This window comes from Marinomonas sp. CT5, assembly GCF_018336975.1.
Classification (GTDB): domain Bacteria; phylum Pseudomonadota; class Gammaproteobacteria; order Pseudomonadales; family Marinomonadaceae; genus Marinomonas.
Map to the genome: position 1 here is coordinate 3,567,429 of NZ_CP025572.1, position 13,583 is coordinate 3,581,011.

Sequence of the window (13,583 nt, forward strand, 5' to 3'; positions counted from 1 at the left end):
ATTCAACGTTTGTTAACTTGCTTTTGAAAAACCAATAATCCCATCAGACACATCTGCCATAATATTATCTCCATTCACAAAATTTCCCGCGAGCAATTCATTGGCTAATGGATTTTCTATCCATTTCTGAATAGCTCGTTTCAATGGACGCGCCCCGTAAATTGGATCATACCCAACCTCAGCTAACTGATTGGCGGCTGCATCTGTTAAGGTCAACGTCATCCCCATCTCTGCCAACCTATCATTTAAATGCGCTAACTGAATGGTTGCAATGCCTTTTATCTGAGATCTCATCAATGGATGAAACACTACTGTTTCATCGATACGATTAATAAACTCAGGACGGAAATGTGTTCCTACAACCTCCATGACTTTCGATTTAATTTCTTCATATTGATCAGCTGACTGATACTCTTGAATCAGATCCGACCCTAAGTTTGAAGTCATTACAATCACTGTATTTCTAAAATCTACAGTACGGCCTTGTCCATCCGTCAATCGCCCATCATCTAATACTTGCAGAAGAATATTGAACACATCAGGGTGCGCTTTTTCCACTTCGTCCAGTAGAAGAACGGAATAAGGCCGACGCCTTACCGCCTCTGTTAAATACCCACCCTCTTCATAACCGACATAACCCGGAGGCGCACCAATCAATCTAGCGACAGAATGCTTCTCCATAAATTCAGACATATCAACCCGCACCATAGCCTGTTCAGTATCAAACAAGAAGCGAGCCAAGGATTTACACAACTCCGTCTTACCAACGCCTGTAGGGCCCAAGAAAAGGAAAGAGCCATTTGGTCTATTTGGATCCGCCAAACCTGAACGAGAGCGACGAACAGCACTGGAGACCGCTAGAATAGCTTCATCCTGCCCCATTACCGATTCATGCAATGCGTCTTCCATACGCAATAACTTATCACGCTCACCTTCAAGCATCTTATCAACTGGAATCCCTGTCCAACGGGAAACAACCGTTGCAATTTCTTCTTCAGTAACACGCCTCTTCAGCAATCGGGTCTCAGTGGTCTCTTCAGCATTACTGGCTTTCTCTATCTCTGCCTCTAACATCGGAATTACGCCATATTGAAGCTCGGACATCTTCGCTAAATTACCACCACGACGAGCTTCTTCCATTTCATGACGCACTGTCTCAAGCTCTTCTTTTAGCTTTTGAGCCCCTTGAACAGCGGCTTTTTCCGCATTCCAAATTTCGTCTAAATCTGAGAACTGCTTTTGCAAGTTATCAATTTCGACATCCAACTCAGATAAACGCAGTTTCGAAGCCTTATCTTTTTCTTTCTTAAGCGCCTCTTTTTCAATCTTTAACTGAATCAAGCGACGCTCCAAACGATCCATATCTTCTGGTTTGGAATCCATCTCCATACGGATACGACTACCCGCCTCATCAATCAAATCAATCGCTTTGTCAGGTAACTGACGATCGGTTATATAACGCTGAGACAGTTTCGCAGCCGCAATAATGGCTGAATCCGTAATATCAACGCCATGATGAACTTCATAACGCTCTTTTAATCCGCGCAAAATAGCAATCGAATCCAACACACTTGGCTCTTCAACTAATACTTTCTGGAATCGTCTTTCTAAAGCAGCGTCTTTTTCAATGAACTGACGATATTCATCTAGTGTCGTTGCACCGACGCAATGCAACTCTCCCCGAGCAAGAGCCGGTTTAAGCATATTCCCAGCATCCATGGAGCCTTCAGATTTACCCGCCCCCACCATGGTATGGATTTCGTCAATAAATAAAATGACTTGACCTTCCTGCTTCGCTAACTCATTCAACAGGGCTTTTAGGCGCTCTTCAAACTCCCCTCGATATTTTGCACCAGCGATTAGTGCAGCCATATCAAGCGATAAAACTCGCTTATTTTTCAACCCCTCAGGGACTTCGCCATTAATAATTCGCTGCGCTAGCCCTTCAACAATGGCGGTTTTACCCACACCAGGCTCACCAATTAATACTGGATTATTTTTACGGCGACGCTGTAAGACTTGTATCGTCCGGCGAATCTCATCGTCTCGACCAATAACAGGATCTAGCCTCCCCTCTGCTGCACGCTCCGTTAAATCCACGGTATATTTATCTAATGCTTGGCGATTTTCCTCAGCATCGGGGTCGTCCACAGATTCACCACCTCTAATGCTATCGATTACAGCCGCAATATCGGCTTTAGTTACGCCGCTTTCTCTTAGGCTCTTAGCAAGATCGTCTTTTCCATCAAACATTGCCATCAAGACAAGTTCAGATGAAATATATTGATCTTTTCGCTTTTGTGCTTCTTTGTCTGCAAGGTTCAGTAAGCGTCCCAATTCTGGCGACATTTGCACGTTACCATCATGATTGTTCACCTTAGGAAGGCGAGACAACAACTCATTCAAGCTTTCACGGAACTTGGCAACAGGTATTCCAGCTTGCTGTAGAATGGGACGGGTACTTCCACCTTGTTGATCCAACAAAGCCATTAACAAATGAAGTGGTTCAATATAAGAATGGTCTTGCCCAAGCGCGATGGATTGAGCATCGGAAAGCGCTAATTGTAACTTACTAGTTAAACGGTCTATACGCATGATATGACACCTTTTGTAGTATAAAGAGATACCGCACTAAGCCTTATTTTCTACTTGGTGCAGAAATCTCATAAGATGGATTTTTTCAGTTAAAAGCTTAATAGCTCCTAAAAATGACTTTTCAAGATCTCTAGTGTCATTTTTTTGACACCCATCAATAAAAACAAAATTATTTAACCATCAAGCCAAATAACAGAGGCCATACGTCCAGTCTTTCCATCCCGTCGATAGGAATAAAAGCGTTCTTTCTCAGTAAACGTACAACAGTCGCCACCATAAACTTGAGTAACACCAGCAGCAACTAAACGCTGTTCTGCCAATAAATACAGGTTTCCTAACCACTTTTCTAACTCGACCGACGGAGTAAATGCCAATCTAGCTTCTTGTCTCACCGACATAAAGGCTTCTCTAACTTCACCTCCCACCTCAAATGCAGTTGGCCCAATTGCAGGCCCTAACCAAACCATCACTTGGCTAACGTCATCAAACTGATTCAAAGTCGATTCTAAAACACCAGCACAAAGTCCTCGCCAACCCGCATGAGCAACTGCAACTTGCGTCCCCAGCTGGTTACAGAAGAATACAGGCAAACAGTCTGCAGTCAGCACAGCACAAACTTGCTTAACCGAACTGGAAAATGCCGCATCGGCGCTATTTGGTAAAACATCACAAGGTAAAGTCACTACATCGGTCTCATGCACTTGATTTAACCAAGTAACAGAGTTTGGCATATCAATATAGGAAGAAAATAACTGTCGATTCTGCCTCACAGCAGCGGGGTCATCTTGTACATGATCACCCAAATTAAGCCCATCAAATGGTGCATTACTAACACCACCTATGCGGGTTGAAACATACGCTCGAACAGAAGTAGGGGCTGGCCAGGTTGGGCAAATATAGGATGAGGAATCAGAAGACATGACATGCTCCGAAAATAAAAATGAAAAAGGCAGCCATAAGGCTGCCTTGGTAACACAAAAAGATTAGAAATAGTCTGAGTCGTTACTGCCAGACTGCACCATATCTCTTTTGAGAGCATCCAGCAGTTTTTTCATATCGTCTGGCAAGTCAATCTCCCACTCCATCCATTCACCGGTAACGGGATGTGCCAATTCTAACTTTTTGGCATGCAGGGCCTGTCGACGGAAATGACGCAATTCATCTTGCAATTCAGAAGAACAAGCCTTTGGCATCTTCAAACGACCGCCATATTGCGGGTCACCAACCAATGGATATTGAATAAACGCCATATGCACACGAATCTGATGGGTACGGCCAGTTTCAAGCTTTAAGCGAATATGGGTGTGATTTTTAAAACGCTCGACTAAGCGGTAATGTGTTACGGCATCTTTACCATTAACAGGCTCTACCGCTTGTTTTTGACGGTTATGAGGGTGACGGCCAATCGGCTCATCGACTACGCCACCACCGGTCATTACACCAATAGAAATCGCTTCGTATTCTCGTCCCATGCTACGTTCTTGCAGCTGAGTCACGAGATCCGTTTGTGCAGCCAGTGTTTTAGCAACCACCATCAATCCTGTAGTCTCTTTATCCAGACGATGTACAATGCCTGCTCGTGGAATATGAGCAGTTTGTGGAGCATGATGAAGAATCGCATTCATCAAGGTTCCATCCCGATTACCAACCGCAGGATGCACCACTAAGCCCGCAGGCTTATTTATAATAATAATATCGTCATCTTCATAAACGATATCCAGTTCCATTTCTTGAGCTTCATGATCTTCTTGGTCTTCAATCATAATATCCAGTGTGATTTTTTCGCCACCAAATAACTTTTCTTTAGATTTAGTAACCTTACCATCTACAACCAAGACACCTTCTTTAATCCAGCTTTGTATCCTTGAACGAGAATAATCGCTAAACAGCTCTGTTGCGATCTGATCAAATCGATTACCACCCAAATCGAAAGGAACTTGGGCTTCTTTTACTATGCGCTCTGCCATACAATGTACTTTAATCTGTTGTTTTCAACTTAATAAATTTATCATTAGGCTGAAAGTAAAAAAACGTGTAGCGCCTTGCTCTTCATCATCTTTCGCAATTTAACGCTACAAAATGCCGATTGAGGCTTATCTACTACCATATCAAGGTTTTGATTATACATGGGATTTCATCACTCGTTGCTCCGATTCTCTGGAATTATAAGTTTTTCTTTATTAATTGCCGCTTGCTCAAGCACAAAAGTGCAGGAACCAGACCTTCCCGAACGTGTTTATTACGACAAAGCACAACAAGCGCTAGAAGAGAACCTTCCTTCGACAGCCATTAAACACCTCAAAGATCTAGACTCTCGCTACCCGTTTGGTGAATATAGTATCCGTGCCGAGTTAGATTTAATTTATGCTCAAATGGAAGCCAGTGACTATATTGCTGCACATGCTAGTGCCGAAAGATTCATAAAAAATAACCCTGAAAATGATTCTACGGATTACGCCTACTACATGCGCGCACTGTCTACCTATAAGGGAGCAGAAAGCCTAATGACTCGCTACTTAAACTTAGATCCTAGTGAAAGAGACTCTAAAGAACTCAATAAAGCGTTCAAGGAGTTTGCAGACTTTACTGCTCGTTACCCTAATAGTACTTACGCCCCAGATGCAAAAGCACGCATGTACTATTTAAGGGAAATAATTGCGCGTCACGAGCTACAAGTAGCGCATTATTATCTCAAAAGAAAAGCCCCCCTCTCTGCTCTACGTCGCAGCCAAGAAGTAATTCAACACTATCCGAGCACACGATCCACAGAAGAAGCGTTAGCAATTAGCATCCAATCCTACAGTGATTTGAATCAACCTGATTTAATGCAAACCAATCTTGCAGTATTGAAAAAGAATTTCCCTAACTCCTCCCACGTAGATGAAAAAGGGAATTTCATTCCATTAAAACTACCAAATGATGCTAACCCTAGTTTTCTTTATTGGGTTACCTTTGGTTTAGTAGATTGATCAATATCTAAAGATGTTTACTACGCAGGGTATAGTATGTCTTCTTGCCCTGCTTTCCATACATCATGTTTCACCATGACGACACTTTTAAAAATGTCAGAGTTTAAAAAGCCAGCCAGCCAAGCTTTTACATTATGATAAGGTGATTGCTCAAACCAATCCCAGTCTACTAAAGAGAATTGCCGTACAAACGGAAAAATAGCAATATCAGCGACACTAAGACATTCCCCAAATAAAAACGAATGAACTTTTAAGCGCTTATCCAAACGATGCAAAAACACTTCACCTTTGTAACGATAAAAACTTTGAGAGGACTCTGGATATCGGTCTGCATATTTATAACGATCCAACCAATACTTAAAAAAATGATCATTGTAGACAATCCATGACCGTATTTTATTCTGCTCTTTACTCGTCTCTGGCCACAACTGAGATGCTCGTTCATGATTTTTTGAAAATGAAAGTGCCCAGAAGATAATATCGAGACTTTCAGGATAACGTTCACCATGACTATCTATCAGTTGCGGGATAGTGGAGCGGCCTCCCAAGGCCAATAACTCAGGAGGTTTAGACTTTAAAAGTACTTCTCTCAAATGAACTTGTATATCTAAATAAGCAATGACATATCTAGCTCTAATAGCATATGGGCAGCGCCTAAACGAATACAAAATAGGCAACAAGTAAACCTCCAACCAATCCCTAACTCACCGTAACAATAAAAAAACCATGCAAACAACGATTCTTTCTTATAGAACTGTCGCATTGCATGGCTTTTAATAAAACGTAAAATTAATTACGCGATAGTAACATTTTCCGCCTGTGGACCTTTTTGTCCTTGAGTCACTTCAAATGTAACCTTTTGACCTTCTTGTAAAGTACGACGTCCAGTACCATTTATAGAACGGAAATGGACAAACACATCTGCACCACCCTCACGCTCAATAAAACCAAAACCCTTTTCGTCATTGAACCACTTAACAATACCTGATACTAACTGACCTGACATAATAACCTCATGTTTATGCTGCTCTTTGATAAGCAATCTTTTTTAGAAATCACATTTAAAATGTTAAGCATATTTAGCAGTCTATACATCCCTATAAATATGCTTACTCAAAGATAATATGTCGTAAAAAATAAAATAGAAAGCAAGCATTGTAAAAAAGTAATACCAGCTTTCCTCCTCCTATTCTTAAGATCAATTTCATAGTTAGATTTAACCTTATCAAAAATCAACAACACTAAAATAGTGCACTAACACATTAAACAACAAAAAAAGCACCAAAAAAAAGCATAAATGGAACGTTTATTGCTTTATAAAAAATCAGTAAATGATTACCCCAATTTAAAACCAACAAAGCCCCAAAAAAGAGCACTTAAGGATAAGAGCAAACCTTTTCGGTGCAAAAAATAATTTTAGGAGCCACTTGTGACACCCTCAAATAGTGCAGTAGAAATGCTAGTTTCTAGCTCAAACACTCTTTTTATCCTTCTAGGCGCCATTATGGTATTTGCTATGCATGCTGGATTTGCTTTCTTAGAAGTAGGAACCGTTCGACATAAAAACCAAGTAAATGCACTGGTTAAGATAATGACCGATTTTGCTGTGTCTGCTCTTGTCTATTTTTTTATCGGCTACCAAATTGCCTACGGCATTAATTTTTTTGACAGTGCCACCGTTTTATCACAAGAACATGGCTACAGTTTGGTCAAGTTTTTCTTTCTAATGACCTTTGCTGCAGCCATACCAGCCATTATCTCTGGCGGTGTAGCCGAGCGAGCAAAGTTTTATCCTATGCTCATCTCAGCATCCATTATTGTTGGTATCGCCTATCCTTTTTTTGAAGGCATTGTATGGAATGGTAATTATGGCCTGCAGGACTGGCTAACAGACCAATATGGCGCACCTTTCCATGATTTTGCAGGCTCAGTTGTTGTCCACGCCTTTGGAGGTTGGGTTGCTCTAGCCGCTATTATATTACTAGGTACTCGTCGTGGCCGCTTTAAACATGGAAAGCTAGTTGCGTTCGCCCCCTCAAATATCCCATTTCTTGCATTGGGCGCCTGGATCCTATGTATCGGATGGTTTGGTTTTAACGTTATGTCAGCACAAACGTTAGATGGCATCAGCGGTCTAGTAGCCGTTAATTCTTTAATGGCCATGGTTGGTGGCATCATTGCTGCAATGCTTTTTGGAAAAAATGACCCCGGCTTTATTCATAACGGTCCGCTAGCCGGATTGGTCGCCATTTGCGCCGGATCTGACATCATGCACCCTATTGGCGCTTTAATTACAGGAGCGTTCGCTGGCGCGATATTCACTATGTTATTCACAATTATTCAACAAAAATTCAGACACACAGATGATGTTCTTGGAGTTTGGCCATTACATGGTGTCTGTGGCGCTTGGGGAGGCATTGCAGCAGGAATTTTCGGGTCAGAACAACTAGGAGGCCTTGGTGGTGTAAGTATGGCCTCTCAGATCATAGGAAGTATTGGGGGTATCCTCATAGCATCATTAAGTGGCTTTGTTGTCTATGGAATAATTAAAGCATTAAGTGGATTACGACTCAGTGAAGAAGATGAATTCAACGGAGCCGACTTATCCATCCACAAAATCGGCTCCATAGGTAAAGAATAACCTTAACTTCCAGCTCCGCCCCATTAAGCTCGACTTCTATACAATAAATATCAGATAGAGAAGTCGAGCTTTTATTTTCTAAGTCAATTAGGTATCCGTATAATAATAACCCTACCTAGACTGTATAAACGAAACTAAGAGACGCAATGAAGATTTGGCTGCTAACTCACAGCGAAGAGCTGAAAAAAAACTCAGGAACAGGAAAATTAGTTAAAGAGATACTACAAAATGATTGTGAAGTGGTAACTTGGTCTAGAGTCGTACCGGACAAAGAAGTATTGGCACTATCTCCCAACAATACACTACTTATTTATCTTACTGAAAGTATAGAACAGCCACTTGATCAGATATCCCCTGACACTATCGAGAACATCATTATTCTTGACGGAACATGGCAACAAGCTCGAAAAATGTACAACCAGTCCCCTTATCTTAAAAAATTCAAACATTACGAGATTCAAAATATAAAATCTGTCTATTCAAAACGCCGCAATCAAAAAAAAATTGGTCTATGCACTGCAGAAGCAGTTATTCACCTCCTCGAACAAAACCAGCATCCGCAGAGCCATAATTTATTAGAAAGGTTTACCAAGTTTAATCAGTAACACTTACTCGAATTTCACCTAAATGCTCAACCCAAGCCAGCATTTCATCCCCAACCACTACAGAACCGACATTTTCAGGTGTACCCGTCATTATTAAATCTCCAGGTCGTAATTCAAAAACCTCTGACAGTTTGCAAATAACCTCTTCAATTGACCAAGTTAAATTAGCAACGCTACTCCTTTGCTTAAGGTTGTCATTTACTTTCAAACCAATTTCAGCTTTAGAAATATTATCTTCAAGCCAGTTTGTTTTTAACAAAATAGGGCTAATTGGTGCAGACTCATCAAATGACTTACCCACTTCCCATGGACGGCCTTTCTTTTTTGCTTGCGTTTGAAGATCACGACGAGTCATATCTAAACCCACTGCATAGCCAAGAATAGAGTCAGCGGCCTGCTCTAGTGTTAACTCACGACCGCCTTTTCCTATAGCAACAACAAGCTCCACTTCATATTCAAACTGTGTTGTAGCCATAGGATAAGCAATACAAGTAACACCAGAAAATATAGCAGGCACAACACAAGAAGCATCTTTTGCAAAGAAAAATGGCGGATCTCTCTCTGGGTCATCACCCATTTCTTTTGAATGTGCAGCATAATTTCGCCCAACACAATAAACACGACCAACAGGTAATACTTTATCAGAACCTACAATAGGCAAATAAGCTCTAGATTGCTCAGGAACAATATTATTCACTCAAACCTCAACCAACAAAAAATAGTAAAACCTAGAAATGTCCAGACTTTAACCAAAGTAAACAGTCCGACGTCACGCTCCATTGATCGACCCTAAACCTTGGCTCTCGAAACCAAGCCCGAGAAGGCAAAGAAACATCACCATATTGAGCTTGGCCTGAGATGATAAATAACTCAACAGAGCCAGATAAGTCCAACTCGCTCAATACATTGTCACCATTTTGAATGCGAACTAAATAAACATTCTCATAACCAAACTCATAAAGAGGACAAATTTCAGACACAGAAGATGACCAAATGCTTGGAGTATCAATATAAACTTGATTCAAATCGGACACTTGAAACTGATGGAGCTTAACCAATAATAAACAACCATCAATACTATGAGGTGCATGACTGCTTCCGGGAGGATTTCTAAAGTAGCTACCCGCTTTGAAATCACCTTTTTGATCAGAAAAAACACCATCTAAAACAAGAATTTCTTCGCCCAATGGATGAGGATGAGGTCGGAATACAGAACCAGCTTCATATTTCACAAGACTTGTAGCATGCCCCCGCTCTGCCTCCTCTCTTGCCAATGGCTTGCGGTATACGCCAGACATGGGACTCGCCACCCAATCAGCTTTATCTGTGTCCATAAATACTGTCTGAGCAAAATCCATGTTAAGCATAAATGTCCACCAATTCTAGGATGAAAATTCAGTTTAACGGTTTGGTTAAATAACAATCAAGCATTTACTAAGTTTAGATGGCAATGCCATAAAATAAAAAAGGCACCGAGTGTTGCCACTAGGTGCCAAATGTTCCAACAATCAGCCTACAAGAGAAGAAATATGGAACCTTGAATGATCTTACTTAACATAAGGCTCCTAAATAAACAGGAGCCTTAGAGTAAATAAAATCAACTAAAAGGAGATTTTAGAAACCGTAGTAAACACCTACAGCTGATTTTGTATCTGTATCACTGTTTGCTGAATTACCGAAACTACCAACTTCACCGAACACATATACGTTTGAAGCTAGGTTGTAAGTAACACCCGCAGCGACTTCGTTAAACTTATCTGCACCAGCCGTGTCTTCATCAACATTCTGGTAAGAAGCGTAAACATCACCTGCGCCGTAACCGTAACGAGCAGCTAAACCAATAATGTCTTTAGTGTCTTCTGTAGTTTCGTACTTAGCAATAACAGAAAGGTTTTCTAGAGGAGCTACAGTGACAGATAAACCTGTTGTCGCTTTAGCGTCTGACGCAGCTGTATTATCACGAGTATCATGACCCAACGCTACAGAAACCATGCCTGTTGAGTATTTAACAACGGCCATTGCAGCAGTACCATCTTGTTTAGCAGCTGCAAGTTCACTGTTATCACCTTTAACTTGTGCTGCAACTTGAACTTCAAAACCATTCATAGAAGGAGAGAAATAAGCAATAGTATCGCCTTCGGAAGTATTAGCAGCTTTAGTAGGGCTTAGGTATTCGAATTGGTTAATACCATCTTGGATTGCATTGTTGTAGATAGTATCGAAAGAACCAACTTGCACTTTACCAAAGTCACCTTTCAAACCTACATAGGCTTGATCAAGATTAACTTTACCGGAATCTGGCCCATTTGCTTTTTGATCAGCTTCGATCTCTACTTCGTACTTAAAAAAAGCAGTTAGACTATCAGAAACCGTTGTTTCACCTTTCAAGCCAATAGTAGAGCCATTGTCTTCAAAGTTACTACCTTTACCAGTTGCATTGTCATTAGAGTAAGCATATTGAATGTTACCGTAAACATCTGCAGTAGAACCTTCAGCCGCAAAAGTAGGTACAGAAGCAAGTGCTGCAGTTGAAACAGCAATAGCAATAATCGATTTTTTCATTCTCGTTTCCCTTTTAAATGGTATTTACGCTTTTCTTGTAGGCGCTTGATGTATGCAAGCAACGTGATAACAATCTAAACATTTCGCAGAAATACACAACTAGACACAAACTAATTGCACCAAGTATCCATTTTATGTTCTTTTTTTGTGAAATTAAGATTTTTAAAGAATTTATCAACAAATAAAAAAAATAAAAAAACCAATAAAATCAACGGCCTAATATTTATTAGCAATAAATGTGTAACAAAAAAATCTTTACTAAATGAGGACAAAAGGAAAATCTGAAAAGCTTAGCAATAATTAAGCAGAGCTAAAAAAATAATAATCGAAGGAATTAGCTAATACAGTGTAAAAAAACTAGAGGGAAAGCCCCTCTAGTTAATAAAATGAGAATTACCACATTAAATCATCAGGAATTTGAAAATCAGCATAGGGATCATCTTCCATACTTTCTTGTCGGTTATTACAAACCAATATATATGACGGATCTCTCTCAGTTATTTTCACTGCGATAGGTTCTGGGATAAGCTCGTATTGAAGATCAAGTTTAGCAATGGCTAAGCGACCTCGACTCAAGTCATCATGCATAGATTGGCTTATATAAAGCTGTTTAACTTTCTTACTATCTGTAAAATGATAAGCGATATCGCCATCTTCTTTACGCACTCGATTTTGCTCTATCATCTGACGGATCTGACCTTGTACAGCCTTTTGCTCAGCTAGTCTCTGACGCTCAAGATTCAAAGCCTTGTCTCTTTCAATTTTTTGTTCTTTCTGCCGTTTTAATTCAAGCTGACGCTCACTATCATTAGCAACTGCCTTACCTTTTTTTACCTTCTGTTTGTGCTGTAAAGACTCCGCTTTTATTTTTTTAGCTTTCTTCTTATCAACAAGTCCAACGCCCAACAACTGCTCCTGTAAAGATTTCGCTGCCATCTATATCTCCTCACTATTTAACCAAAACCTTCTTATGACATTATGACCCAAATGAAAAAGGGAAATCCCATGCTATAAAAACAAAAAAAGCGACTATAAAAGTCGCTTTTTAGCATTCGCACTGCTGAGAGAATCCTCAGCAACGTTACCTTATAAAGGAGTAACGTTTTGAGCTTCTGGGCCTTTTTTGCCTTGAGCTACTTGGAATTCAACTTTTTGGCCTTCAGCCAAAGTTTTGAAACCAGAAGTGTTGATTGCAGAAAAATGAACAAAAACATCAGGACCTGAATCCTGTGTAATGAAACCGAAACCTTTAGTTTCGTTGAAAAATTTTACTGTACCAGTTACTACGTCAGACATGTCTGTTTATCCTGTAGGTTAAGTTAATTTATACGTATATGAAAGCCATCTACGTTATAGTGCTAAAAAAACTCGGTATTACTTATGACTTAACAGGACCGAACATACATGACGTAATATTCGCAACTCTGGACATAAATATTGCCAACTCTTTTAAACGAAATTGATTGTAGTCCGCTTTCATCCATGGGGTCAATCATGTTCTACATAAATTTAGCAAAATATTGGAACTTAAAGACTAACCATCCGTACAGAAAAAACCTATCTTTATGTATTTAAAGATTTTTTCTTTAAAAAATTAAAAAATAAAGTCACTAAAAAAATTATAAAAATTTACTCGTTGCAGAAACTATATCGCCTATTCTAAATTTAAAAGATTAAAATTTACTTTGATGAACCAAAAAAGATGCTTTCTATGACCAGAACAAGTATGACACTTTAGGGTAAATAACTAGCCAACTAGATTCATGCCTTAACAGGAATGACGAGTATATGCCTCTTCGGATATGACATTGCCTCATTATTTCATGGCGGTTTACGATAGGACTCATACTGTCTTGGCATTGGATTCGCGCTGACGCGTTGAGCTTGCGAAACAGACGCAAGCGAAGCAATGCAAGATGGCATTTCTTGCAGGCGAAAAAAAACCCTGACAGCGTTAGCGATCAGGGCCTTCTTAATGTAAAGCTTAACGACTGATGCCGACTCTCACATGCGTGTCTTTGATAAAGAACCCCACACGCACTTGCTTGGGAGGAAAACCCTATTACACCACCAATACGAAAAAACCCCGCCCTGCTGAGCAGGACGGGGTTCTTTTCAATATAAAGCTTGACGACGACCTACTCTCACATGGGATCTCCCACACTACCATTGGCGATGGCGCTTTTCACTTCTGAGTTCGGGATGGGATCA

13 protein-coding genes are annotated in these 13,583 nt (G+C 40.3%); 3 read left to right on the forward strand and 10 right to left on the reverse strand.

Annotated elements, in window-relative coordinates; translation table 11 throughout:
- Window positions 1-12: 12 nt before the first annotated feature.
- The 3 genes from clpB to rluD form a co-directional block, all read right to left on the reverse strand.
- Window positions 13-2,595, reverse strand: coding sequence for an ATP-dependent chaperone ClpB (clpB, locus tag C0J08_RS17120; protein WP_212653123.1), 2,583 nt, complete (start codon window positions 2,593-2,595; stop codon window positions 13-15).
- 173 nt (window positions 2,596-2,768) lie between these two features.
- Window positions 2,769-3,515: a peptidoglycan editing factor PgeF gene (gene pgeF / locus C0J08_RS17125; protein WP_212653124.1), complete on the reverse strand. Its 747-nt coding sequence runs from the start codon at window positions 3,513-3,515 to the stop codon at window positions 2,769-2,771.
- Window positions 3,516-3,578: 63 nt separating this feature from the next.
- The gene (gene rluD, locus C0J08_RS17130; protein WP_212653125.1) at window positions 3,579-4,562 is read right to left on the reverse strand and encodes a 23S rRNA pseudouridine(1911/1915/1917) synthase RluD; all 984 of its coding nucleotides are present in this window, start codon (window positions 4,560-4,562) and stop codon (window positions 3,579-3,581) included.
- A 159-nt stretch (window positions 4,563-4,721) separates the two neighbouring features.
- Between rluD and C0J08_RS17135 the strand changes: the two genes are divergently transcribed.
- Complete coding sequence (locus tag C0J08_RS17135; RefSeq protein WP_212653126.1) at window positions 4,722-5,564, forward strand: outer membrane protein assembly factor BamD; 843 nt, start codon at window positions 4,722-4,724, stop codon at window positions 5,562-5,564.
- A gap of 20 nt (window positions 5,565-5,584) precedes the next feature.
- Here C0J08_RS17135 and C0J08_RS17140 read toward each other — a convergent pair whose 3' ends face one another.
- Together C0J08_RS17140 and C0J08_RS17145 are read right to left on the reverse strand one after the other, a co-directional pair.
- Window positions 5,585-6,244, reverse strand: coding sequence for a glutathione S-transferase (locus tag C0J08_RS17140; RefSeq protein WP_212653127.1), 660 nt, complete (start codon window positions 6,242-6,244; stop codon window positions 5,585-5,587).
- A gap of 113 nt (window positions 6,245-6,357) precedes the next feature.
- Entirely contained in the window at window positions 6,358-6,570 is a 213-nt protein-coding gene (locus tag C0J08_RS17145; protein WP_212653128.1) for a cold-shock protein, read from the reverse strand.
- 423 nt (window positions 6,571-6,993) lie between these two features.
- Between C0J08_RS17145 and C0J08_RS17150 the strand changes: the two genes are divergently transcribed.
- The gene (locus tag C0J08_RS17150) at window positions 6,994-8,205 is read left to right on the forward strand and encodes an ammonium transporter (protein ID WP_212653129.1); all 1,212 of its coding nucleotides are present in this window, start codon (window positions 6,994-6,996) and stop codon (window positions 8,203-8,205) included.
- A 146-nt stretch (window positions 8,206-8,351) separates the two neighbouring features.
- The gene (locus tag C0J08_RS17155) at window positions 8,352-8,810 is read left to right on the forward strand and encodes a DTW domain-containing protein (RefSeq protein ID WP_212653130.1); all 459 of its coding nucleotides are present in this window, start codon (window positions 8,352-8,354) and stop codon (window positions 8,808-8,810) included.
- On the opposite strand, the gene C0J08_RS17160 is transcribed toward C0J08_RS17155, so the two are convergent.
- The 5 genes from C0J08_RS17160 to C0J08_RS17180 form a co-directional block, all read right to left on the reverse strand.
- Window positions 8,800-9,507 carry a fumarylacetoacetate hydrolase family protein gene (locus C0J08_RS17160; protein WP_212653131.1) on the reverse strand — a complete coding sequence of 236 codons (708 nt, stop codon included), beginning with the start codon at window positions 9,505-9,507 and terminating at the stop codon, window positions 8,800-8,802. The genes C0J08_RS17155 and C0J08_RS17160 overlap by 11 nt on opposite strands.
- A gap of 31 nt (window positions 9,508-9,538) precedes the next feature.
- On the reverse strand, window positions 9,539-10,177 hold the full coding sequence (locus C0J08_RS17165) for a cupin domain-containing protein (RefSeq protein ID WP_212653132.1): 639 nt from the start codon (window positions 10,175-10,177) through the stop codon (window positions 9,539-9,541).
- A gap of 247 nt (window positions 10,178-10,424) precedes the next feature.
- A complete protein-coding gene (locus tag C0J08_RS17170; protein WP_212653133.1) occupies window positions 10,425-11,372 on the reverse strand; it encodes a porin in 948 nt (315 codons plus the stop codon).
- 393 nt (window positions 11,373-11,765) lie between these two features.
- Window positions 11,766-12,308, reverse strand: coding sequence for a DUF2058 domain-containing protein (locus tag C0J08_RS17175; protein ID WP_212653134.1), 543 nt, complete (start codon window positions 12,306-12,308; stop codon window positions 11,766-11,768).
- A 150-nt stretch (window positions 12,309-12,458) separates the two neighbouring features.
- Window positions 12,459-12,668: a cold-shock protein gene (locus C0J08_RS17180; protein WP_024024079.1), complete on the reverse strand. Its 210-nt coding sequence runs from the start codon at window positions 12,666-12,668 to the stop codon at window positions 12,459-12,461.
- Window positions 12,669-13,583: the final 915 nt, after the last annotated feature.